The organism is Lysinibacillus fusiformis (genome assembly GCF_016925635.1).
Lineage (GTDB): Bacteria > Bacillota > Bacilli > Bacillales_A > Planococcaceae > Lysinibacillus > Lysinibacillus fusiformis_F.
In genome coordinates this window covers 4,281,895-4,305,182 of the sequence record NZ_CP070490.1, presented here as the reverse complement: position 1 = coordinate 4,305,182, position 23,288 = coordinate 4,281,895, and the positions used below count along the sequence as shown (strand labels likewise).

Below are 23,288 nucleotides of genomic sequence, written 5' to 3'. Positions count from 1 at the left end.
AGAAATAGAACTTTGAAAGATTCACAACATATGACACCTATCAAACCAAGCATTGTTTAATAGCTTAATGCCCGTGTCAATCTCATCTTCCGCTAGGTTAGCAAATCCAAGTAATACCTTTGCGGGCTGTAAGATCGAGGGGTTTGCATAAAAAATGGATGTTGGGTAGACCCGAACGCCAGCCATTTTTGCTGTATCAATCAATTCCTCTTCAGACATCTTATTATTTGGTTCTAGTAAAATATGTAAGCCACTGCTAGCCCCATATATTTTCACATTTTCCCCAAAAGTTTGATGAATGGCCTTAAGTAAAGCCTCATATCTTCGCTTATAGCTATTGCGTGTTTTATTTAAGTGTCTCTCCCAATGTCCACTCTCCATAAATAGTTGCAACGTATGCTGATGGAGTCTCGATACAGTTTGAACATAGTAATTGTTGCGATGAAATATATTGATTAATTTTCTTGGTAATATCATGTAGCTTAGTTTGATAGAGGGAATCAAAGATTTTGAAAAGGTGCCCATATAGATGACCCGATCATTTGAATCTAATCCTTGTAGAGCAGGTATCGGTTTTCCAGCATATCGAAATTCCCCATCATAATCATCCTCGATGATATAAGCATTTTCTTCCTTTGCCCACTCTAGTAACGCTAATCTTCTTGAGATAGGCATAACCGTTCCAAGGGGAAATTGATGGGAGGGTGTAACATAAACAGCCTTTATTTTGTTTTTCCTTAATTGGTCGATATGAATCCCGTGATTGTCAAGAGAGATTGGTTTCACCTTTATAGCATTATCTTTAAACAGTTGGCGAACGCGATAATAACCTGGATCTTCCATAGCAAAAAGCTCATTTCGCCCAATTAAGTTACATACGATGCCCATAAGAAACTGCAGGCCTGCCCCTATAACAATTTGGTCTACACTGCATTGCACCCCTCTAGCTTCATAAAGATAAGTTGCCATATAATTCCTTAATTCAAGCTCGCCCTGTGGATCTCCGTATAAAAGCAGCTGAGCCTGTTCTTCATCAAGGCTTTGCATCGTTAATTTACGCCATATTTTAAAGGGAAAATCTTTTAAATTAATATCCCCATAATTAAAATCGTACTTAATAGCTAGTCGTTCTTGTTTTTGCTGAGTTGTTAATTGAGGTTCAAAATGATGGGAGTTTGCTTGGAAATAACCTTTTTCAAGATCGACCACAAATAGTCCCTCTCGTTCTTTACTAACCACATAGCCCTCTGCAAGGAGCTGTTGGTAAGCTGCATCTACCGTGTTGCGACTAATCTGTAAATGTTGAGCTAGACTACGCTGAGACGGCAATTTGCTTTGAGCGGAGATATTGCCATTTTGGATTTCAGCTTTTATATAGTTATATAATTGAAGATAAAGCGGTTCTTCACTATTCAAGTTTGGTGTCATTTCGAGCATGGTTTCTTGGCTCCTTTAGAAATAGCGTTATTGGCACTTTTAAGAGGTGCCAGTAATTGATTATAATAAAATCTACATTGTTGAGTAGAAAATGTAAAGACGTCCATACACAATTATTTGTTTATTCCAAAAACTCGCGATGATTTTATGTATAAGGAGAGATTTCCATGTATGTTCCTAAGTATTACAAAGTAACGGATTTAGAAGAAATCAAAGAATTTATTCAGCATAATGCCTTTGCAACAATTGTTTCAATTAGAAAAGGTAAGCCAATAGCAGCTCATATCCCCGTACTCCTGAAAAAAATCGAGGATGACTATTATCTGACAGGTCACTTAGCCTATGGCAACCCATTATGGAAGACATTTGAGGAGGTGCATGACATTCTGGTGATATTTAATGGTCCACATGCCTATATCTCTTCCTCTTGGTATGAGCATGAAAATGTGCCAACCTGGAATTATCAAGCTGTCCATGTTTATGGAAAAGCAAATGTCATGGAAGGAAAAGACTTAGAACAAGATTTGTCTAGCTTACTTGAAAAATATGAGTCATTCCGTGAAAATCCTGTCTTGTGGGATAAACTATCTCCGGAACTTCTGCAGCAAGAAATGAAAGGAATAAAAGGGTTTAAAATAAAGGTAGAAGAAGTGCAAGCTGCCTATAAATTAAGTCAAAATCGTAATGCGAGTGATTACGCCAATATTATAAATGAGCTCTATAAAGAGGAAGATCCACATGCTGATGCGGTGGCTGAGGCCATGAAGAAAAATAGAAGCAATTAAAAGAGAAGGCAGAAATGTTGTGAATCAACGTTTCTGCCATAAAAATTTTAGGCAAGTGTTTTGGTCATAATAAGATCGATTTGTTCCTCGTCACCCATAGAAAAGGAGTGGGCTCCTGTTTGGACAAAGCCTATTTTCTGATAAAAACCGATGGCACTGTCATTTTTCTCCCAAACCCCCAGCCAAATGCTTTTTTTGTTTTGAGCCACAGCCTCCTCTATTGCTTTATTCATAAGGTATTTGCCTAGCCCTTTTCCTTGATATTGATGTCGAACATAAATTCTCTCCACCTCAAGTGACTCATCCCCCATTAGTTCGGATTGCGCCTCATGAACATTTACTTTTAAATAGCCAGCTATTTCTTCCTCATAATAGATAAAATAGAACGCCGAATCCATATTGGCCAATTCCTTGTCTAGCTGCTGATCATGAAAGGCACGCTCTAAATAAGCCTTCATATGTTCAGGAGAGTTCTGATCTTTAAATGTATCATGGAATGTTTCAATACTTATTGCTTGTAGCTTTTTTAAATCTGCTTGTTCACATTTCTCTAATTTAATAGTCATTGATTTCACTCCTTTGTCGTAAACTCTTTTTAAATTTTATATTGTAAATGCAATAAAAAGAGTATATAGTCAATTTAACGTAATTTTATTGTATTTGCAATAAAATTAATAGGAGGAGGTCTTTTATTTGAAATATGTCTTTTATGTAGTGGGCATTTTAATTTTAACGCTAGGCATTTCGCTCACGATTCAATCTAACCTCGGCACGTCACCTTTTGATGCACTTCTCGTAGGATTATCTAAAAATGTGGGGCTAACTGTAGGAAGTTGGGAAATCATCTTAGCGCTCCTATTAATATGTAGTAATTCCCTGTTAGCTAGACAAAGGCCAGAAATTTTAGGCTTGATCACCGCATTTATTACGGGTATAGGGATCGATATGTGGTTATTTTTATTCCACGATGTTGTAACCCCTGATATTTGGTATAGCCAAACCGTTTGTTTTGTCATAGGATTGGTTGTAGTTGGTTTAGGAACGGCAACCTATTTACATACAAATTTTGCGCCAATTCCTGTAGATCGACTAACCTTAATTATTAAAGAATTAACGAAAAAAACGATTTTTTTCTCAAGAACAGCTATTTACCTCTTATTCTTAGTGTTGGCGATCATTTGTAAAGGCCCAATCGGTATTGGTACATTATTAACGGTTTGTTTAGGTGGCTTTATCCTGCATTTCTTTATGCCCATTACTGGGAGAATACTAGATAATATATTGAATAAGTCCTAAAATAGAAAACCAGATACTCGCTCAAGAATGAGTTCTGGTTTTGTGATGCCTAATCTTCCTCAAGCTCCACTCCGTATTGATTGAAAATGGACCATCGCTTCAAAAGCTTTGGCATAACTAATCTCTAAAAATACAAAGCGGTCGACGATTACAGGAATTAATCGTGTCATAAAACAATCCAAATAATTGCATAATACACCTCTGTGATACAATTTTAACTAACATCTTGCCAACTTTATTTTCCCATTTTGAAAAAAGGTTTCTATTAAGGTAGATGCTTTCACATTATAACTATTAGTAAATATCATTCCACAAATTTTACGGTTCACAGAATTGGATAAAATATAAAAAAAGCACTTATGTCCCTATAAATCCATTAATTTCATATATTTTTAGTAAAATTGCCCATTATTATTGCAAAAGTTTTACACAATTAAAATTAAGGTTTCAAATTTGGTGTTTAGGGGTAATCGGTAATATTATTGAAAAATAACTCTCCCCTATTTCATGCTATTCTTACTTTAGTTCAAAGGCGATAGCTTTTTGAAAGGAGTAAGATAGAATTGAAGAAAAAATGGTTACTACCCATTTTCGCATCGTTTATGTTCTTTACAGGTATGGGTATTCATGATGCGAAAGCGGCAACAATAGCAGATATAACTACTACAGCAAAAGCATATATTGGTGCTCCTTATAAATATGGAGGAACAGATATTAAGACAGGTGTGGATTGCTCAGCCTATACACAATTAGTCTTTTCTAAGCTAGGCATGTCATTAGAGCGCACATCTAAAGCTCAATACCAGCAAGGTACGTCAATCTCAAAAGACAATTTAAAAACGGGTGATCTCGTATTTTTTAATACTTCTGGAAGTGGTGTTTCACACGTTGGCATATACATAGGTGACAATAATTTTATCTCAGCTACTACAAGTTCTGGGGTTAAGGTAGATACAGTGAATGACCCATATTATTGGGGTTCACGTTATGTAGGGGCAAAACGTATTGCCAACTTCTCTGATTATGGAGAAGTAAAAGATGCGGAAATTGACTTTAGTATTTATGCATCGCGTGGAGAGGTAGCTCTTCGATTGGCTGATAAATTACATTTAGATACGAGTAATACGAATTCAAGTTTCCCAGATATTAAGCCATCATCTAAATATGCAGGTGCTGCAGAGGCACTTAAAAAAATGGGTGTTTTTACGGGTGATGATAATGGGAAATTCAATCCTGGTTCTCCGATGACACGTGGGCAACTATCTAAAGTTTTAGTGGAAGCATTTCATTTAACACAGCAAGGAACAACTGAACAATTCATGGATGTTCCAGGCTCACATTGGGCAAATAATTATGTAGCGATCCTGGCTTCGAATAAAGTAACTGTAGGTAAAGGTGACGGCACATTCGGTGTGAACGACAATGTCACATTGGCCCAATTAGATGCTTTTATCCAACGATTAGCTCAATAACTACTAGAAAAGGTGTTTCATCTTTGGATGCAATGCCTTTTTTATACTTTCTAGACTCCCCCATCTCTATATAAAATCCCTTAATAAAAAACGGGCGTTGCTTCAGTTGAGCAACACCCCTTTTGCATTTATTCCTCTACTTGCTTTCCAGCAACTTCCCCACCTGTGTGATTATCATAGTTAGGCTTAACTCGCTTAATAAAGAAGGCTAGTATGAGTGCGATGGCCGCAATCAATGTGGAAAGGAAGAACGTATAATTGATGCCATGTAGCATGGCTTCGTTTAAGATTTGCTGCTTTAATTCGCTGGCAGATTGTGTCGTAGCCTGTGCTGCATTGGCACTCATATTGTTCATTGCACTTGCAGCCAATTCCTCTGCCTTGGCCGTTGTTTTATTGTTCATGATCGTGATCAATACTGCTGAACCAATCGCACCCGAAACCTGCTGTAATGTGTTGTTCATGGCTGTGCCGTGTGGGTTATTGTGCGCTGGTAGCTGATTCAAACCATTTGTCATCACGGGCATCATTACCATCGACATCCCAAACATACGTAATGTATATAGAAGTACTAATGTAGAATAAGCCGTATCCATACTAATTTTGCTGAAGTAATACGACGTTACAATGGTGATGATTAAGCCAAATACAGCCAAGCTTCTCGCCCCGTATTTATCAAAGAGCTTCCCTGTAATCGGCGACATAATGCCCATCACAATGGCACCAGGTAGCATGAGTAGACCTGAATCCATTGGTGAAATACCACGAATGGTTTGTACGTAAATAGGCATTAAAATCATAGCCGAGAACATAGCCACCGAAATGACGATGGAGATGGCTGAGGATAAAGCAAACATTGGATATTTGAAAATACGAAACTCAAGCATTGGCTCATCCATTCGTAGCTGACGAAGGGTAAAGGTAATTAAAGCAAGTGTTCCAATAATAATTGTTCCATATACAAGGATATGATCCCATCCTTTTTCACCAGCGGAACTAAAGCCATAAAGCAAGCCGCCAAATCCAATGCTTGAAAGAATAAGAGAAATCACATCGAGCTTAATGGCACGTTGTGGTGTTACATCCTTTAATTTAAAGGCCGCAAAAATTAAAGTTAAAATAGCAATTGGTAGCACAAGATCAAATAGCATTCTCCAGCTGTAATGCTCTATTAACCAACCAGAAAGCGTCGGGCCGATTGCTGGAGCCGTAATCATGACAAGACCAAACATCCCCATTGCGGCTCCTCGTTTTTCAACTGGAAATGCAGTCAGCATAACATTCATTAATAAAGGCATCATGATCGCTGAGCCTGCAGCTTGAATCATACGTGCTGCTAATAACACACCAAATGTAGGCGCAATACTAGCTAGAAATGTACCTAAAGTAAACAGAGCCATCGCTGTAATAAATAACTTTTTATCCGTAAAACGTTGAATGAAGAACGCGCTGGCAGGAATTAAAATACCGTTAATTAGCATATAGCCTGTTGAAAGCCATTGTACCGCAGTAGCATTCACATCGAATTCGTCCATAATGGCTGGTAGTGCAATGTTGAGTAAAGTCTCATTTAAAATAGCAACAAAGGCCCCGATAAATAATATGGCAATCATGCCGTATGGCGCTTTTGTCTCAACTGAAATGGTTTTTTCTGACATATAGTATCCGTCCTACTTTCTTTATCTTTTTCAATTTCATTCACATGTTTATGAAGCCTTTGATTGTCTCAAAGATTTGAGCTGCTTCGTTTATTTTTCCCCCAATCTGCTGTTTTGCCCCTGCTGATTTCATCGCAACCACCCCTCAAAAAAATAAAATTAAAATTGTTGACGACACAGTAGATTGTATTGTATAATTAAAATAGGGATAATTCGCGGTGTAATAATCATACAGTGTCTATCTCTATAAATTTATCATATGACTATTCACATTTCAATGTATTTTATATAATTTTTTCACAAAAAGTCGATTCCTGAATTCTTGGAATGCGACTTTTTTGTTGTCGTTATTTTTATAAATAATCCTTCCCTTGTTAATTCGTAAATGATAGCGGTGACTTCTTGTAAGTAGCAGTGACCACGAAAAACACTAATGTTTCTGCCGCAATATCTAGGACCAATTATACAAGTTAATCAGGCGCTCAAATATTTACAGGCCAATGTCTCAAATCAATTATTTATTGACGGTGATTCAGCATGGACTTAAATTGCCAGTCGAATAAAGGCCATAATACTAATGAAGCACTAGTAAAATCAATGGATCTTCAAACTTTTGTTGATAAGAAACAGTTAAAAGGTGCACTTTTATTCTGTGGTGTTTACAACATGGAAAAATAGGAGTTAAGTTATTATTCATAAGAACCATAAATGTGCAGGCAAAGATTTTTCTGAAACAAAAATGTTGAACAGACGAATAATTAGTTTCATTTTATTTTTTCATAAATAATATATAATCCTAGAAATGAATATCTATTTAAAAAGATTCATGAATACTAAAATGAATAGTGAACTTTGTATGTAAACACAAACCTCCCTTCCAACTTATGAATAAGTTATCGTAAGGAAGTGATAAAAAATTGAGTGAGAATAAAACTAGAAAAAATGCTACTAATAATGAAATAGATCAGTTTTATAAAGCTGTTGATGATTTCAATGAAGCAGCGAGTGCTTTTTTCCGGATACCTATTTTTTTAGCCATCAGAACCTATTTACTCTGGGGCCATCGCAACCACCATTATCACAAGAGCAGCGATTCATTATTCGTATGTTTAATGAAATAAAAGAGGTTCTTCTTTTCCCTAGAACACTACCCAATACAGACCAGTATCCTAACACCACTTTAGAAAATGTCCGTAGAATTGTAAACTCTAGTTACGGAACTATAGCTGCCCTTTTAAAGCCAACACGTCGTACGGATCAATTAGAACCCTATTCACCTTTCATGCAAATAGAACCTTCTATGTCTTTTCAACACGGGCTCCCCTTGCTTCTTGTGAAACAAAGTACGATTAAAGCTGGGGGGATTTGGGGTGATGTGGGACCCCTTGCACCCTTCACACCATTAATTTGGTTTTCTGAAACAACAACAGTAGATGAGTTTTTTGAAAGTGTAGCGTGGAAAGAAGCACTACAGAATTGGGCAGGGCAAGTTAGAAGTGGATATTTTATTCAGACTAATCCGGAATTTAAATATACATGCGATGACTAAAACCTGTATTCCTTATAAATCATAATCTTTTAGGACTAAAGAAACTTAATTGGACGTATAAAAAAGAAGGATCACTTATCGCTCAAAGTGATCTTCCTTATCTATATTATATGTAGTTCATTTGTGAACCATTTGAAAGTGTTTTTACTCACATTAAATACCCATACATAAGGTTATTGTTCATGCCTAATACTCTTTACTACATATTAAAAATAGAAAGGGGATAAGTTCTTGTATGGATAATTGTCGATATAATAGTAGATTGTCAACATTTAGAGCATGCGATCAATCAGGACCATTTGTGGCTAAAGAAACCAACTGTTTAAACCCTTCTTCTACCACTGACAGCACTATAATTGCATTCTCAAGCGGAAATTCAACATCACATATTCAAGCTCTAGTTGGACTCGCAAGTAGCATAGGGTTCGGTACTGCAAATACCGTTTCTATTATAAATAATGTCATTAACATAAATGGAAACACAAGTGAAGCCTTCACAGTTCCTTGTAATGGTAACATTACAGCTATCTCAGCGTCATTTTCTCCATTAGGATCATTACCTTTAGTTGAAGGAACTGTTACAATCCGTGCTCAAATTTTTCATGCACCCGTTGGAAGTAATATGTTCACTGGTACAAGTGCCTTTATTGATTTGACTCCCCCTATAACATTACCAGTAGTAACCTTCGGACAAATTGCTTTCGCATCAAGTAATATTTCACCCTTATCTATATCAGTTGGAGATTGTTTATTAATGGTATTTTATATCTCATCAATAATGGTAAACTTCCCAGTTAATTTAATAGGTACTGCAAGTGCAGGCATTAATATCGTAACTAAAAAATAATATTGTATATCATCACCACTAACTGAGTAATCAAGAAACTTTTATAATCAGATAGTATTGCTTAACTATTTACTCAATCTTTCTATAAAAACAGCCAGCCACCTAGCGCGCTGATGGTATTGCAGAGCTAGGTGGCTAAGTGATGCTTTTAACTAGTTTTAATTGAATATATAAGGAGTAGCTATATCCTTTCTATATTCTCGTTGACCTTAAAATATAATAAGTAGTGACTGCCTTGGTTTTTTCATCAGCAGCTAAAGCTAAAAATGAAATTGGTCGAACAGGTAAAGCTTTCAGACAACTTTAACAATAGGTGTTGTGAATGTTATAACCTCTTTATTAAAAGTGGGCTCTAGCGATTTTTTCCAATAACCTCTGTGAAGCATTAACCTACTAGCATTAGCGATCTACCTCTTCCCTAACGTCCTCGGCATAGCAGTCAAGGTTCCTCTATCACCTTCCCAATTTACAGATTTCATTACTTGTGTGAATAATTGTGAATCCATCCACACTTCCATGATAGTAGTTAGCCTTGATGGATAGTTGTTATCCATGACTCTATCTTAAATTCTTTCCCTCGATTTTAAACCATCCACTTGAGCGCTTTTTCAGTCATCCACTTGTCTATAATTTACAAAATTTCTAGAAGCTATTAAGAGCTTGAGCAAACCTTTTAATCCCTTCATTGATTGAATGGACATCATCCCTTGCGTAAGTAAAGCGGACAAACCCCTTTTTGGAGCCCATCGTAGATCCAGGAACATAAATAACGCCTCGTTTTATGGATTCCTCAAGTAATTGCGTTTCGTTATATTCCTTCAAAACATGACACCATAAATGAATCCCACCTTGAGGAATGGAATAAACTACTTGGTCCTTTAAATACATATCGAGGCTTTGGACAATGGTATCTCGTCGTGTTTCTAATTCCTTCACTAAATGCTTCATATGCAAATTGAAATTAGGTGACTCTAAAAAATCATTGGCGATCCATTGCGTGAAACTAGAATGACCAAAGTCAATTTGTTGCTTGGCATCAGATAGTCGTTCAATAACAGATGTAGGACCAACAATCCACCCGATTCGTAGGCCTGAGGCTACAATTTTGGACAAAGAGCTAATATATAAGACGTTCCCATTCTTATCCAGGGATTTAAGCGTAGGCATTTTATCCCCTGAAAAGGCTGTTAGGCTATAGGGATCATCCTCTACTACGGGAATGCCTAGCTTAGAGGATATGTCTAAAACAGCTTCTCTTTTCTTCAAATCTAAGGAAGACCCCGTTGGATTATGAAAATCTGGATTGAGAAAAATCATTTTAATTCGATGTTTTTTATATAATACTTGCAAATCATCTGGGTTAATGCCATCCTTACTGACAGGAAGATAATGGATTTGTAAGCCTGCTGTTTTAAATATAGGTAGATTAAAATTGTAGGAGGGGTCTTCTATCGCGACTGCATCTCCAGGCTTTAACAGGCATTGGACAATCAAATGTAAGGCTTGCTGGGCTCCTGATGTAATCAGTATGGAAGAAGGCTTTGTCTCAATTCCTCTGCTGTTTTTGATATGCCGTGTAAGGGTTGTCCGTAATATTTCACTCCCTAAAGGATGATCATACCCAAGGCTACCGATAAATGAACGAGTTGCCGTGATTTCTCTCAAGGCGCTTTTTGGAAAAAGATCCTCTGATAATTCCCCCGTAGCGAGATTAATTAATTTATGTTCAATAGCCTCTTTTCTAATTTTTTGCGTAACAGGAAGATTGGGTAAAAAGGAGCCAGCCTCAATATAGCGATTCCAGCTAGGAATTCGTTTCCTTGTGATACCCCAAATGTCCTTGCTAATGGTTGTGCCACTCCCACGATTCCGTTCAATCAGCCCCATTGCTTCCAATTCGTCGTATGCACTAACTACCGTACTTCTGTTTACATTCAAAGCGTTTGCTAAATAACGCTCAGATGGTAAAGGTTTATCGGGCGGAAATGTTCCGTCTGCAATCCCCTTTTCAATATATTCTGCGAGCTGTTTATAGATCGCTTTTTTTGCTGTTCGATCAGGTTTCCAATCCATATTTACTCACCTCAGTTATGCCTTATCCTTTCTTAGCTCTCGTAAATAAGCTAAAAAGGCAATCATACTATAACAATATTTGAAACTAACCATCCATTTCCTTATTACTTTCACCATCCACTTTCGATTTCAATCCATTACAGTTGATAAAATCCCTTACTTGATGCGTATTTCCCTCTATAAAATTATACTGAAATTATTTTTCTCGTTTGAGAACATTCTGTGTAATCTGGCAAAACGCCTTGTCTTTCAAATGAAGTGCCCCTATTATAAAAATCAATTGTGAATCGAATTCCATACAAACCCATAGTAGCCTATAGCACTTCAATGAATCAGTTAAAGGGGTTTATTTATGAAAAAAAGTTGGCTCAGATTAATTGGTCTTTCCACTATTGTCACTATGCTAACTGGTTGTGACCCATTGTTAGTATTAGATCCAAAAGGACCTCAAGCTCAAGTGCAAGCCAAAGATATTATGCTATCGATAGGGATTATGTCCTTTATCGTACTCATCGTATTTGTATTGTTAGCTTATATGTTAGTGAAGTTTCGTGCATCTAAGCAAAGCCCTGACTATAAGCCTCCCCACATTAAAGGGAGTACAAAGGTGGAAATTATTTGTGTAGGTATCCCCGTTTTAATTGTAGCGTACCTATCCTTTATTTCTGTTGAAAGTAACTATAAGGTGGAATCCACACCAGAGAAATACAAACAGGAAGAGCCGTTAATCATTTATGCTTCAACATCGAACTGGAAATGGCATTTTAGTTATCCAGAGGAAGATATTGAAACCGTGAATTATTTGTATATTCCTGCAGAGCGTCCCATTGAATTTAAACTTTATTCTTACGGACCGATTACAAGTTTCTGGATTCCTCAACTAGGTGGTCAAAAATATGCAATGGCCGATATGGTGAATACATTGCATCTGGCTGCGGATCTACCTGGAGAGTATATGGGAAGAAATGCAAACTTTAATGGTAAAGGGTTCGCTGAAAATACGTTTAACGTAACAGCGGTGACTCAGGATGAGTTTGCTGATTGGGTGAAGGAAGTAAAAGCAACTGCAGAACCATTAACGGAAGAAAAATTTAATACGTTGCTAGAACCAGGACACGTTGGCCAATCAACCTATACTGGCACACATTTAACGTTTTTGCCAGCACCTGAGGGTGAAAATGGTGGACATCAACATGGCACATCACACACGAAAGATCATGCTTCTCAACAAAATGATCATTAATGAAAAGGAGACATAGTCATATGGAGTACTTCGAACGATTTGCTATACCCCATCCAAGCCCAGCTATCTATGCATCGATGGTTGCGATTGGGCTGACGGTGATAGCGATTATAGTTGGATTAACCTACTTTAAAAAATGGGGCTACCTTTGGCATGAATGGTTAACAACCGTTGATCATAAGCGCATTGGTATTATGTATTTAATTTCAGCCCTACTGATGCTTTTCCGTGGTGGAGCAGATGCGATTATGATGCGTGCACAAATGGCTGTACCTGACAATACATTACTTGATGCGCAGCATTATAATGAAATCTTCACAACACATGGAACAGTGATGATTATTTTTATGGCCATGCCTTTTATTATGGCCTTTATGAATTATATTGTGCCCTTACAAATCGGTGCAAGAGACGTTGCTTTCCCACGGTTGAATGCTTTAAGCTTTTGGCTATTTTTCATGGGGGCTATGCTATTAAATATTTCCTTTGTTATAGGTGGCTCTCCTGATGCTGGCTGGACGAATTATTTCCCTCTTGCAAATAATGAATTTAGTCAATCTGTAGGTACAAATTATTATTTATTTGCTTTACAGATTTCAGGTCTTGGCACATTAATTACTGGTATTAATATGATTGTGACGATCCTCAAAATGAGAGCACCAGGCATGACACTCATGAAAATGCCCATGTTTACATGGTCTTCGTTAGTGGCAAACGTGATTATCGTTTTCGCCTTTCCCGTTTTAACGGTAGCCCTAACGATGGGAACCTTTGACCGACTATTTGCTACTAATTTTTTCACAACATCCGATGGCGGTATGGATATGCTGTGGGCAAACTTCTTCTGGGTCTGGGGGCATCCTGAGGTTTATATCCTGATTTTACCGGCCTTTGGGATCTACAGTGAGATTATCTCTACTTTTTCTGGACGAAATCTCTATGGCTATAAGTCAATGGTTGGCTCCATGGTGATCATTTCCTTCCTATCGTTTTTAGTGTGGACACATCATTTCTTTACGATGGGACAAGGTGCTTTAACAAACAGCATTTTCTCAATTACAACGATGGCCATTGCGGTACCAACTGGCGTGAAAATTTTTAACTGGTTATTCACCCTTTGGAAAGGAAAAATTGTTTTTACAACACCAATGCTTTACTCCATGTTATTTATTCCTACCTTTACAATAGGTGGTGTAACTGGTGTAATGCTCGGCATGTCAGCAGCTGACTATCAATACCATAACACAATGTTCTTGGTTGCCCACTTCCATATGGTCATTATTCCTGGTGTTGTCTTTGCTATGCTAGCTGGATTACATTACTATTGGCCAAAAATGTTTGGCTTTATGCTGAATGAAAAAATCGGCAAATGGACGGCTTGGATAATTGCGATGAGCACCCTGCTAGCCTTTATGCCCATGTTCTTCTCTGGCTTAGATGGACAAGCACGTCGTATGTATACTTATTCTGCCTCTACAGGTTTTGGGTTGTGGAATATGCTTTCGTTTATCGGCGCAATTGGCCTGACAATTGGCTTTATCTTAATTGTTTACAATGTTATCTACAGTATTCGCTATTCACCAAGAAATGTTGGTTCAGATCCATGGGATGCTCGTACATTAGAATGGGCTACACCAAGCCCAGTGCCGTACTATAATTTTGCCAAGGTTCCACACGTGATTTCGACAGAAGCGTTATGGGATGCAAAATATCGTCAGCATGATTTGTTCCCAGAGCCATATGAAAAGATTCATATGCCGAATAATAGTGGTGTGCCTTTCATATTAGGCTGTATTTTCTTTGCTTGGGGCTTCTCCTTTGTTTTTGGTATGTGGATACCGACGATTCTCACAACCATTGGTATTTTTATATGCATGGCTCACCGTTCATTGGAAAAAGATCCAGGACACTATGTACCTGTCGAAAAAGTGAAAGCAACGGAATCGAAATTGCGAGGTAGTCAATTATGAAAATCGATCAATCACTTCCTTTAGAATATAGTACTCAGCAAAATCAATTGAATATATTAGGCTTCTGGGTGTTTATCGGTGCTGAAATTATGCTCTTTGGCACATTATTCGCAGGTTATTTTGTCTTAGTGGACCGTACTGGAAATGGACCGACAGGAGCGGATATTTTTGAAATTACACCTGTTTTATTTGAAACGTTTATTCTTTTAACAAGTAGCTTTACCATTGGCTTAGGTATACACGCTATGCGTAAGGGCTATACAAAAGCGATGATAGGGTTCTATATTTTGACACTAGTACTTGGTATCGTATTTATTGGTTTTGAAGTTTACGAGTTTATGCACTATATTCATGTTGGTGCGGGCTTACAGACGAGTGCCTTTACTGCTGCCCTTTTAACAACATTAGGAACACATGGGGCACACGTTACCTTTGGGGTATTCTGGGGAATGTTTATCGTCTATCAACTCATCCAACGTGGCCTGACACCAGAAACTGCCAATAAATCGTTCATCTTCTCCTTATACTGGCACTTTTTAGATGTGGTCTGGATTTTTATTTTCAGCTTCATTTACTTGAAAGGAATGGTGTAACATGAGTGATTTATTCCCACTGAAACAGGTCATGGGGTTTGGCATGTCGATTATCCTTACGATAATCGCAGCATGTGTATATTTTTTCGATCTACCTTTTGCTATTACCATGACCATTTTATTAGTCACAGCATTTATTCAGGCTGGTCTCCAATTAGTCGTCTTTATGCACGCTAGTGAAACAAAGGATAAGCCTGCGATTTATACCAACATCTATTATGCATTAATCATCGCTCTCGTGACGATTTTCGGAACATTATTATGCATGATTTGGGGTTATATCTAAAAATAAATAATAAAAAATCGTCCTTTACTGTTCAAAGTAAGGACGATTTTTGTGTGAAATCACTGCTGAATGATGTGGCTTTCATCGTCATGACTTGTAGTTTTTAATTTTAAAGCTGATAGAAGAATCAAGAGGATACTAGCGACGCCAATCCAGACAAGAACAGCTACAGAGGAATTCCAAGATAGTTCTTTTCCGAAGAAAAACAGTTCTCGTAAACCTTCAACCATAAAACGCATTGGTAGCCAAGAATAAATCCACTCTCGATAAAAGGCTGACATCATTTCAGGAGCTAATGCAAGCAGTGGACCCCCAAAGAACAGCATTAAAGCAAAAATAGCTATGCCTTTGATCCCGAACCAAGAAAGAACGGCTGATATTAATAAAAAGAAGCTAAAAGTCGTAATGGATAAAAATAAGGCTGTATCCAAGAAGTCTGGAATATGAATTCCTACCATTCCATCGACAATCCAAGTAAGACCAAATCCCACCACAAGAGCAACAATACCCCCAATCATAATCTGACTGAGCTTTGCCATAAAATTGTCTTTACGAGAATGGCTTGCTAATTTATTGATTGATATAAAAACAATGGCTGCACCTGCCATAGTCGCCATCCATAATGGCTGGAAGAGCGATACAGGCGCATTCCCATTAGCGCTGTTTTCGCCTACCGCATGAACATTTGTGACCGTTTTTGAAATCGGTGTTACCAAAAGAGCTACCTGTTCAACTGTTAATGTTGCGTTTTGTGCATCTAGCTCTGCCAGTAGCTGTGTGCGTACATTCTGGTTCATAGTATCCACTACACCATTTAGAATTTGGCCTGCTATCGTGGAAGCTGCCATATTCATTCCTTGGTTAATGAATAGCTGAACCTCTGGAGCAATGGGGTTGGGCGTCCGTAAAGAAGCTTGTTTGACACTGAAATCCTTAGGTATAACGAATGCAGCATAGTATTCTTGGTTATTGAGCCCCTTTTGCATTTCTTCGGTATTCTTTACTACTACCCATTTCACAGCAGGCTCTTCTTCTTTTGCTGATTTAGCTGTAGTTTGGATCATTTCTACCATATTTTTGCCTAAATTAATACTTGGTTGATTCGGCAATTCTACTCCTTGATCCTCATTCACAAGGGCTATCGGCAAATTTTTTGGTTTTGGCTGCACTGAAGGGAATAATGTAAGTGAAAAAATGAAAATAACAACGAACGCTAGAATTGGTGCAGACCATGCAAATTTATGTTTGACCATTTCATCTACCTCTCCTTTTAAGTTATAATAACGAACAACCTGTTGTTTATTACAATTCAAATTATAGTTGTCAAGAAATCACTGTTCAATAATCAAAACTGTAGTTAGTGTTGCTTATCGAACACATCTATTACTTCTGTTGCTTAAAATTAGGAGGGGTTAAATGAAAGAGTCTTTTACAGATCTCCGTGTCATTCGAACAGTAGAGAGTATTAAAGGTGCATTAGTTGATTTGATTGAGGAAAAAGGCTTTGAATCCATTACGGTTAAGGATATTACAACAAAAGCAAGAATCAATAGAGGAACTTTTTATGCACATTATCAGGATAAATTTGATTTAATGAATAGCTATCAAGAAGAAACAATGCGTGAAATGTCAACCATTACGAAAGAAAACCTACCAAATTTAATAGCTGATCTTCATACGAATGATAAAAAGGTGCAAACCATTGAAATAGCTGTTTTAATTTTTAAATTTTTAGATCAAAATCGGCGGTTTATGAAAGCGGTATTAGGTCCAAACGGAGATTTATCTTTTCAGACGAAATTGAAGGAATTTATCTATAAAACATTATTTGAAAGTACTGATACCCCACTTAAATTGGAAAATTTACTTGTACCAGGAGAATATCTTGTCTCTTATATTGCTTCAGCACATATCGGCGTTGTACAGCAATGGCTACTTGGCGAAGGCAAAGAATCTCCCGAAGAAATGGCTCGTATACTATCGACCATCACATTAAATGGCCCATTTTTTGCTGCGGGCTTAAAAAATAACTGAATAAGTGTGCGTTTGTCGCATGAGCAAGGCAGAAACGAGTGTCATGTTTCTGCCTTGTATTTTGTGAGAAGTACTCATTTATGGCGTTGTATACGTTAACGACAACATCAAATGTACTTTTTCATTGGAGCGATTGATGTACGTGTGCAGTTCTTCGCCTTTAAATTTAATGACATCCCATTGGTTCAACTGATGACTTTTCTCCCCTACTTTCATGTCCAATTGTCCATTTAACACAAGCACAATTTCTTCGGACCCTGCTAGGTGACACTCACTATATTCACTATGTGGCTCGATACAGCCTCTATACCACTCTGTTCCATGTGTTTTAAATAATGGTTCAACAAACCAGTCGTTATTATGCCCTGCAAATTGATAGTCAGAGCCAAAACGATGGACTTCTGTATGTTCCTCGAATGTTAATAATGAAACGAGTGGAATATTAAGTCCTCTACATATTTTCCAAAGAATATTAACGGTTGGATTCGTTTCCCCTCGTTCAATTTTCCCTAACGTTAATTTACTGACATTACTGATAGTCGCCAGGTCCTCTAAACTCATTCTTTTGCTTTTTCGAATTTCTCTTAGATTAACGCCAACTTGACCAGATAAGTCAATATTTTCTTCAAGCATTTTGCGCACCCCTTCCATTGACTTCACATAATAAGTATATTATAGTATACAAGTCGATTAATTATAGTTTATTTTTTGTATGAAAAGTTAACTATAGTATATCAAATAATCATTCATATTTATACAAAGAGGTGTGCTTTCTATGATGGCAAAATCAAAAAATCTATCTATTATTTGGAGCGTTTTTTCTTTATTCATACTCTCTATGAATCTACGAGCTTCTATCACGTCCATTTCACCAGTGCTGAAAAATATACAGACTGATTTACAAATGTCGAGTGTAGTGGTCAGCCTACTGACGGCCCTCCCTGTGTTCTGTATGGGTCTCTTTGCACCTTTGGCTGGTAAGCTAAGCGAACGTTGGGGCCTAGAGTTGACGATTGCATTGTCGGTTTTATTAATTGGCGTCTCCACAGCATTACGTCTAGTGGCAACAACTCCCTTGCTGTTATTATTAACAGCGATTCTTAGTGGGATAGGCATTGCCATTACAGGACCACTCATTTCTGGGTATATTAAAAAGCATTTTCCTAAATCTTCTTCCTCAATGATTGGTGTTTATTCAGCAGGGATGGGGATTGGTGCGTCTCTAAGTGCTGGCTTAGTTGTGCCCGTTATGCATGCTTTTCATCAATCTTGGAACGCAGCTTTAGCGATATGGTCTGTGTTTGCACTAGTGGGGATCATTGTATGGATTCCTATTATTAAAAAATCAAATCAATCGCAAGCTGCAAAGGAAAAAACTATCAGTCAAAAAAGTCGTTTACCTTGGGGAAATCGATATGTTTGGCTGCTGATGGTGATGTTTGGTTTGCAATCGGGTGTCTACTATTCCCTAGCGACATGGCTTGCGCCAAAAGTTCAGGACATCGGCTATAGCGATGGCTATGCCGCAACGACAGCTACCATTTTTTCTGTTATGCAAATGATTTGTAGCTTTATAATTCCGGTTATTATTAATAATAGTGTGAAGAGAAAGCCTTGGCTGCTATTATGTGCGTTAAGCTCCTTTATTGGCATTCTGTTATTAATAACGGGTGGAGTTTCCCCTATTTTCTGTGCCACATTAATGGGGATTGGTGCAGGTGGATTATTCCCATTAGCGATGATCCTACCTTTAGATGCAACGACTACCCCAAAGGATGCAAGTGAATGGACAGCCATGATTCAATTTGGTGGCTATATTATTAGTGGTATTATTCCGATGCTTGTTGGGGTCATAAAAGATGTAACCAATACATTTGACGTTGCCCTTTTTGCACTATTATTTATTATAATCGTCCTCATGCTACTAACATTAAAGGTAAAAACAAAGAACGAAACAACTATTCGCATTCTTCCCTAACAGAAAAAGTGGGCGTCATCCGTGTGACGCCCACTTTTTGTCTCAAAGCTATTAGCGCATGGACCAAAAAAATAGAACACCAAAACATATACCTATCAAAAATAGTACAGCGTAAAGGAATTTTATTTTCATACTTTGCTCATTAAATACCATCCCTGAATAACGGTATATCCAGTAAATAATAGGAAGCAATAGGATAAAACTAAAAATACCTTCCTTTGAAATAGTCATGCTCGTTTCTGTTATAAAAAAGGTAAAGCCACCTAATACAAAGCCAATGGTATAACTGCTAAATAATAAATGCGTGAGTGTTTTATTTTTTCTTTGTTCCATTAGGACTCCATTCATTAGACCTTATCAAAAGGTATTTCATTTTAATTTTCTTTTTGAAAAAATTTCGAGCTGTTCAAAATTTTTATCGTAGGCGTTTCTTCTATGAAAGTTCTCAAACCAATAGGCTGCTCTTTCTAAATCATTGTTCTTATAGAAGATACTCAGTATTTTCTTGAAATTAGGGCTGTAATAAAATGCTTGATGTTCTACAAGACTCAGCCCATTATGAAAATGATCGGAAGCCTTTTCATATTCTCTTAGCTCTCCGTATAAAAGCCCCATATAAATCATTGCACTTGATTTCTCATGATCTGTTAATGGCTCCTTTAATGCAGCGGACATGATTTTTATAGCTGTCCTTTTCATAAAAATCATATCATACAGATTCGCTCTTTTTACAAATCGTTTATATCGCTTAGAAGCCATCAATTATCGTCAATTCCTCCTCAAGATTGTTGAAACATTATCTATTATAGTTAGACAATCACTGTGAAGATGGTGCTAAAGGATTTATTTTTAGTAGCACTATTTGGTAATAAACGTGCGCATGGGCCTGTTCTTTCAATGGCAAAATAGAATATGAAAAGACTTAGGAAGAAATCCTCCTAAGCCTTTTGTCATTAGTAAATGCATGTCCTCTAGAATGGTAAGAAGTGCGCTGACAACACCACCATCAGTAACTCGTATTGCAACAATGTATGGATATGAGCAATACTATAGAAGCTATTAAAAAGGCTGTTATGGTATGTGACAGGAGTCGCTCATACTTTATCCAAAAGCGCTCTCATTCTTGCTAAAAGCGCTCACTCTTTATTCAAAAACGCTCCCTTTCCAGCTAGAAGCGCTCATTCTTTAATCAACAGCGCTCCGATTTCAACTTGAAGTGATCAAACAGCCTTCAGAAACACTTCCTAACAATGGGATGTTAAAGGAAACATAAAATGCCCCTGTAGTAATGGTTTTTTCGTTAGGATAAAAAGTGCGTCGTCATCATTCGGCGTGATGGTGGCTGTCATGCCTTCGATTGTAAAGTCCGGTGTAAAATAGAATACTACTTTTTTGGTTGTATCCTTAATAATGCTTGTTAATACAGCCTCTATATTAATTGCCTGTAAAGAGATGATATCGAAAATATGTAACACCCCTTCTTCCTCCTCCATTAATACAATGGCTGCTACGTCTTCTAAATAGTAAATGGAATGCTGAAATACTAAAGTGAAATAAAACATTAATAAGCTTTCATTGTGTTCAACAGCTAAAATACTAGAATTTATATGACGATTTTTTGCATAGTTTTCTAACAGTGCGAGATCTTGTTCGATTGTCAGCTGACGTACCTTGGCCCCCTTCTTTGGTTGAATAGGATTTTTTGTAGGGTCTAAGCTAAATTCGCTTTCATGAACGCGTGTAAAGCCAAACTTCGGATAAAAATCCAAAACGGTGTCATTGGCGAAAAGATAGATGAAATCACAGGCACTCTCATACTCCTTGAGAATATGCTGCATCAACTGTTTCGCTAAGCCTTGATGGCGATACTGTTCAGCAGTCATCACTGTACCAATTTGAATGCCGTTTAATCGCTCTCCATTTATTCGTACTGACATTTTGTTTATAGAGGCATTTGCAATGACTTTTTCATCCTGTACAAATGAATAGGGAATGTATTGGTCATTCCAATAGCCTTTGTTATACCAGCCTCGAAAGTCCAAACCAAATGTTTTCATTGCTAAATCATTAAAACTTGCCTTTAAATTTTCATTGTGACGATAATCACTAACTAATTCATATTTTGCCACGTCTATTCCCTCCTATTTTATGTTTCAATCGCTAATTTTTGTGGGAATCATCACCTCCTAAAAACAGAAAAAGACCCTATGAGAACAAGCTCATAAAGTCCTTTGTTATACAAAATATAACTGTGGATTAGACATCATTATGCTTCTCTTTTATCGCAAAAGGGCATTACTAAATAGACCCTATAATTTTAAAAAAAATTATAGAATAACCCCTTTATTAAATTCATTGAATTTAATTTGCGATAATTAGTTTTAGCATAAAAAAGCTAATCTCCCTTCTGTTTTTAAGATTACTATTATATTACCGTTATTTGTTAGATATGTCTACATGATGAAAATAACTGAAATAAGTATAGAATGCCCCTTTAAAGCCTATTCTATAAACGAAGTTAGCAATGAAGGGAGCCTACCATTTACTATGAAATTTAAACTACCTTTCAACAAACAACAACAACCAGTTCAAGAGGCGCCTAAAGAAAATCTTGTGAGAGTTGCACATGCCACAGATCATTTTATTCAATCGATTAAAAATGCTACTAATCATCCGGCAGATTTAATCATTAAATCTCTTCCACCAAACGTCACCCTTATTTACATCGATAATTTGATCGATGATCAGACTTTAAATAATGATATTATTGCTAATTTACAGAGCAAGCCTCACGATACACCCGAGGCAATTGAGATGGCCCTTTCTATTGCAGAAGTCAGTCAATCCAGTCTACTAAGGGAAACCGTAGAATTGATGGTCAATGGTCATGTTGTGATTCACATAGGTGGCTTCCCGCAGACTATTTTAGCCAATATCGCTAGCAGAGAGTCTAGAGCATTGTCAGCGCCTGAGAATGAATCGCAGGTAATTGGTACACAGGTTGGATTTAATGAGAGTCTATCTACCAATATTTCCTTGATTCGTCGCTACATAGTGAGTCCTAATCTTTGTAATGAAAAAGTAAAAATTGGTACACGGACAAGTACCTCTGTTTCTCTTTTATATATGCGTGGCATTGCCAATGATCAAATGGTTCAAACAATGCGTCAACGAATCAAAGATCTTTATATCGATGAGCTTATCGATAGTGCCGTATTAGCTGAAATGATTGATGATAATTCACTATCTGTCTTTCCACAAATGCTATTGACAGAAAGACCTGACAGATTTTGTGATGGCATTTTAGATGGAAAAATTGGGGTTCTCGTAGATGGTAGTTCAATGGCTATCGTTTCCCCTCAAGGATTTACTGAGTTTTTTCAAAGTCAAGAAGATCAAAATTTAAGATGGCAAATTGCTACTTTTCTTCGTTTATTACGACTGGCTGCCTTCTTTTTATCTGTTTATTTAACACCATTTTATGTGGCAGCTCTTACCTTTCATTATGAAGTGATTCCACAAGCCTTTCTCGTACCATTAAGTGAATCAAGGGCTTTAGTTCCTTTCCCGCCCATATTTGAGGCTTTGCTGCTGGAATTTATTATTGAACTACTGAGAGAAGCAGGAGCCAGATTACCAACTAAAATTGGACAAACAATCGGTATCGTTGGTGGTATCGTTATTGGAACAGCAGCTGTACAGGCAGGGATTACCAGTAATATATTGCTGATTATCATTGCGTTAAGTGCCCTAGCCTCTTTTACGTCGCCAAGTTATATGATGGGCAATGTGATTCGTCTTATTCGCTTCCCTATCATTATACTTGCAGGATTTTGGGGTTTTTATGGTATCATGTTGGCTTTTTGTTTTATTCTGATTCATTTGTTACGTCAGTCAAGCTTGGGTGCTCCGTATATGTCTCCCTTCTATCCACCGAGGTTGAAGGAAATGCGGGATAGTATTATTAGAATGCCTGTCCCATTAACATCAAAAAGACCTGCTTTGACAAGACCAAAGGATGAACATAAATTTGTGCCAGAGCCAGTGAAACCTGATAAAAGTTGAAC

General features: G+C 37.3%; 20 protein-coding genes. 12 read left to right on the top strand and 8 right to left on the bottom strand.

Features of this window, described 5'->3' with window-relative positions; all coding sequences use genetic code 11:
* Positions 1 to 21: 21 nt before the first annotated feature.
* Complete coding sequence (locus JTI58_RS21140) at positions 22 to 1,437, bottom strand: MocR-like pyridoxine biosynthesis transcription factor PdxR (RefSeq protein WP_205443543.1); 1,416 nt, start codon at positions 1,435 to 1,437, stop codon at positions 22 to 24.
* 167 nt (positions 1,438 to 1,604) lie between these two features.
* Between JTI58_RS21140 and JTI58_RS21135 the strand changes: the two genes are divergently transcribed.
* A complete protein-coding gene (locus tag JTI58_RS21135) occupies positions 1,605 to 2,222 on the top strand; it encodes an FMN-binding negative transcriptional regulator (protein ID WP_205443541.1) in 618 nt (205 codons plus the stop codon).
* 47 nt (positions 2,223 to 2,269) lie between these two features.
* Here JTI58_RS21135 and JTI58_RS21130 read toward each other — a convergent pair whose 3' ends face one another.
* The gene (locus JTI58_RS21130; protein ID WP_205443539.1) at positions 2,270 to 2,788 is read right to left on the bottom strand and encodes a spermidine/spermine N(1)-acetyltransferase; all 519 of its coding nucleotides are present in this window, start codon (positions 2,786 to 2,788) and stop codon (positions 2,270 to 2,272) included.
* 127 nt (positions 2,789 to 2,915) lie between these two features.
* Here JTI58_RS21130 and JTI58_RS21125 point away from each other — a divergent pair, with 127 nt between their 5' ends.
* Positions 2,916 to 3,518, top strand: a complete 603-nt coding sequence (locus JTI58_RS21125) for a YczE/YyaS/YitT family protein (protein ID WP_205443538.1) — start codon at positions 2,916 to 2,918, stop codon at positions 3,516 to 3,518.
* A 563-nt stretch (positions 3,519 to 4,081) separates the two neighbouring features.
* The gene (locus tag JTI58_RS21120; protein ID WP_205443536.1) at positions 4,082 to 4,990 is read left to right on the top strand and encodes a C40 family peptidase; all 909 of its coding nucleotides are present in this window, start codon (positions 4,082 to 4,084) and stop codon (positions 4,988 to 4,990) included.
* A gap of 128 nt (positions 4,991 to 5,118) precedes the next feature.
* On the opposite strand, the gene JTI58_RS21115 is transcribed toward JTI58_RS21120, so the two are convergent.
* Complete coding sequence (locus JTI58_RS21115; protein ID WP_205443535.1) at positions 5,119 to 6,648, bottom strand: DHA2 family efflux MFS transporter permease subunit; 1,530 nt, start codon at positions 6,646 to 6,648, stop codon at positions 5,119 to 5,121.
* Positions 6,649 to 7,753: 1,105 nt separating this feature from the next.
* On the opposite strand from JTI58_RS21115, the gene JTI58_RS21110 reads away from it, so the two are divergent.
* Together JTI58_RS21110 and JTI58_RS21105 are read left to right on the top strand one after the other, a co-directional pair.
* Positions 7,754 to 8,197, top strand: a complete 444-nt coding sequence (locus tag JTI58_RS21110) for a hypothetical protein (RefSeq protein ID WP_243456173.1) — start codon at positions 7,754 to 7,756, stop codon at positions 8,195 to 8,197.
* 235 nt (positions 8,198 to 8,432) lie between these two features.
* Positions 8,433 to 9,044, top strand: a complete 612-nt coding sequence (locus JTI58_RS21105; RefSeq protein WP_243456171.1) for a hypothetical protein — start codon at positions 8,433 to 8,435, stop codon at positions 9,042 to 9,044.
* 642 nt (positions 9,045 to 9,686) lie between these two features.
* Here JTI58_RS21105 and JTI58_RS21100 read toward each other — a convergent pair.
* Positions 9,687 to 11,117 carry a MocR-like pyridoxine biosynthesis transcription factor PdxR gene (locus JTI58_RS21100; RefSeq protein ID WP_205443533.1) on the bottom strand — a complete coding sequence of 477 codons (1,431 nt, stop codon included), beginning with the start codon at positions 11,115 to 11,117 and terminating at the stop codon, positions 9,687 to 9,689.
* 352 nt (positions 11,118 to 11,469) lie between these two features.
* Here JTI58_RS21100 and qoxA point away from each other — a divergent pair, with 352 nt between their 5' ends.
* The 4 genes from qoxA to qoxD are packed head-to-tail and all read left to right on the top strand — an operon-like array spanning position 11,470 to position 15,209.
* The gene (gene qoxA / locus JTI58_RS21095) at positions 11,470 to 12,360 is read left to right on the top strand and encodes a cytochrome aa3 quinol oxidase subunit II (protein WP_205443532.1); all 891 of its coding nucleotides are present in this window, start codon (positions 11,470 to 11,472) and stop codon (positions 12,358 to 12,360) included.
* A 20-nt stretch (positions 12,361 to 12,380) separates the two neighbouring features.
* On the top strand, positions 12,381 to 14,330 hold the full coding sequence (gene qoxB, locus JTI58_RS21090) for a cytochrome aa3 quinol oxidase subunit I (protein ID WP_205443530.1): 1,950 nt from the start codon (positions 12,381 to 12,383) through the stop codon (positions 14,328 to 14,330).
* On the top strand, positions 14,327 to 14,923 hold the full coding sequence (gene qoxC, locus JTI58_RS21085) for a cytochrome aa3 quinol oxidase subunit III (RefSeq protein WP_205443528.1): 597 nt from the start codon (positions 14,327 to 14,329) through the stop codon (positions 14,921 to 14,923). Before qoxB ends, qoxC begins: the two co-directional genes overlap by 4 nt.
* A gap of 1 nt (position 14,924) precedes the next feature.
* Positions 14,925 to 15,209, top strand: a complete 285-nt coding sequence (qoxD, locus tag JTI58_RS21080) for a cytochrome aa3 quinol oxidase subunit IV (RefSeq protein WP_205443527.1) — start codon at positions 14,925 to 14,927, stop codon at positions 15,207 to 15,209.
* A gap of 59 nt (positions 15,210 to 15,268) precedes the next feature.
* Here qoxD and JTI58_RS21075 read toward each other — a convergent pair whose 3' ends face one another.
* Positions 15,269 to 16,462 carry a YhgE/Pip domain-containing protein gene (locus JTI58_RS21075; protein ID WP_205443525.1) on the bottom strand — a complete coding sequence of 398 codons (1,194 nt, stop codon included), beginning with the start codon at positions 16,460 to 16,462 and terminating at the stop codon, positions 15,269 to 15,271.
* A gap of 163 nt (positions 16,463 to 16,625) precedes the next feature.
* On the opposite strand from JTI58_RS21075, the gene JTI58_RS21070 reads away from it, so the two are divergent.
* Positions 16,626 to 17,243: a TetR/AcrR family transcriptional regulator gene (locus tag JTI58_RS21070; protein WP_205443524.1), complete on the top strand. Its 618-nt coding sequence runs from the start codon at positions 16,626 to 16,628 to the stop codon at positions 17,241 to 17,243.
* A gap of 78 nt (positions 17,244 to 17,321) precedes the next feature.
* On the opposite strand, the gene JTI58_RS21065 is transcribed toward JTI58_RS21070, so the two are convergent.
* The gene (locus JTI58_RS21065) at positions 17,322 to 17,876 is read right to left on the bottom strand and encodes an XRE family transcriptional regulator (protein WP_205443522.1); all 555 of its coding nucleotides are present in this window, start codon (positions 17,874 to 17,876) and stop codon (positions 17,322 to 17,324) included.
* Between the two features lie 142 nt (positions 17,877 to 18,018).
* Between JTI58_RS21065 and JTI58_RS21060 the strand changes: the two genes are divergently transcribed.
* The gene (locus JTI58_RS21060) at positions 18,019 to 19,221 is read left to right on the top strand and encodes an MFS transporter (RefSeq protein WP_205443520.1); all 1,203 of its coding nucleotides are present in this window, start codon (positions 18,019 to 18,021) and stop codon (positions 19,219 to 19,221) included.
* A gap of 369 nt (positions 19,222 to 19,590) precedes the next feature.
* On the opposite strand, the gene JTI58_RS21055 is transcribed toward JTI58_RS21060, so the two are convergent.
* Together JTI58_RS21055 and JTI58_RS21050 are read right to left on the bottom strand one after the other, a co-directional pair.
* Positions 19,591 to 19,983 (bottom strand): hypothetical protein, encoded by a 393-nt coding sequence (locus JTI58_RS21055; protein WP_205443519.1) that lies wholly within the window; start codon positions 19,981 to 19,983, stop codon positions 19,591 to 19,593.
* A 482-nt stretch (positions 19,984 to 20,465) separates the two neighbouring features.
* The gene (locus JTI58_RS21050; protein ID WP_205443518.1) at positions 20,466 to 21,350 is read right to left on the bottom strand and encodes a GNAT family N-acetyltransferase; all 885 of its coding nucleotides are present in this window, start codon (positions 21,348 to 21,350) and stop codon (positions 20,466 to 20,468) included.
* 418 nt (positions 21,351 to 21,768) lie between these two features.
* Here JTI58_RS21050 and JTI58_RS21045 point away from each other — a divergent pair, with 418 nt between their 5' ends.
* Positions 21,769 to 23,286 (top strand): spore germination protein, encoded by a 1,518-nt coding sequence (locus tag JTI58_RS21045; RefSeq protein WP_205443516.1) that lies wholly within the window; start codon positions 21,769 to 21,771, stop codon positions 23,284 to 23,286.
* Positions 23,287 to 23,288 lie beyond the last annotated feature (2 nt).

What these genes read in the sequence shown, in the direction of transcription:
- JTI58_RS21140 (WP_205443543.1), bottom strand. Translation starts at nt 1,437, where the DNA reads ATGCTCGAAATGACACCAAACTTGAATAGTGAAGAACCGCTTTATCTT.
- JTI58_RS21135 (WP_205443541.1), top strand. Translation starts at nt 1,605, where the DNA reads ATGTATGTTCCTAAGTATTACAAAGTAACGGATTTAGAAGAAATCAAA.
- JTI58_RS21130 (WP_205443539.1), bottom strand. Translation starts at nt 2,788, where the DNA reads ATGACTATTAAATTAGAGAAATGTGAACAAGCAGATTTAAAAAAGCTA.
- JTI58_RS21115 (WP_205443535.1), bottom strand. Translation starts at nt 6,648, where the DNA reads ATGTCAGAAAAAACCATTTCAGTTGAGACAAAAGCGCCATACGGCATG.
- JTI58_RS21110 (WP_243456173.1), top strand. Translation starts at nt 7,754, where the DNA reads ATGTTTAATGAAATAAAAGAGGTTCTTCTTTTCCCTAGAACACTACCC.
- JTI58_RS21105 (WP_243456171.1), top strand. Translation starts at nt 8,433, where the DNA reads ATGGATAATTGTCGATATAATAGTAGATTGTCAACATTTAGAGCATGC.
- JTI58_RS21100 (WP_205443533.1), bottom strand. Translation starts at nt 11,117, where the DNA reads ATGGATTGGAAACCTGATCGAACAGCAAAAAAAGCGATCTATAAACAG.
- qoxA (WP_205443532.1), top strand. Translation starts at nt 11,470, where the DNA reads ATGAAAAAAAGTTGGCTCAGATTAATTGGTCTTTCCACTATTGTCACT.
- qoxB (WP_205443530.1), top strand. Translation starts at nt 12,381, where the DNA reads ATGGAGTACTTCGAACGATTTGCTATACCCCATCCAAGCCCAGCTATC.
- qoxC (WP_205443528.1), top strand. Translation starts at nt 14,327, where the DNA reads ATGAAAATCGATCAATCACTTCCTTTAGAATATAGTACTCAGCAAAAT.
- qoxD (WP_205443527.1), top strand. Translation starts at nt 14,925, where the DNA reads ATGAGTGATTTATTCCCACTGAAACAGGTCATGGGGTTTGGCATGTCG.
- JTI58_RS21075 (WP_205443525.1), bottom strand. Translation starts at nt 16,462, where the DNA reads ATGGTCAAACATAAATTTGCATGGTCTGCACCAATTCTAGCGTTCGTT.
- JTI58_RS21070 (WP_205443524.1), top strand. Translation starts at nt 16,626, where the DNA reads ATGAAAGAGTCTTTTACAGATCTCCGTGTCATTCGAACAGTAGAGAGT.
- JTI58_RS21065 (WP_205443522.1), bottom strand. Translation starts at nt 17,876, where the DNA reads ATGCTTGAAGAAAATATTGACTTATCTGGTCAAGTTGGCGTTAATCTA.
- JTI58_RS21060 (WP_205443520.1), top strand. Translation starts at nt 18,019, where the DNA reads ATGATGGCAAAATCAAAAAATCTATCTATTATTTGGAGCGTTTTTTCT.
- JTI58_RS21045 (WP_205443516.1), top strand. Translation starts at nt 21,769, where the DNA reads ATGAAATTTAAACTACCTTTCAACAAACAACAACAACCAGTTCAAGAG.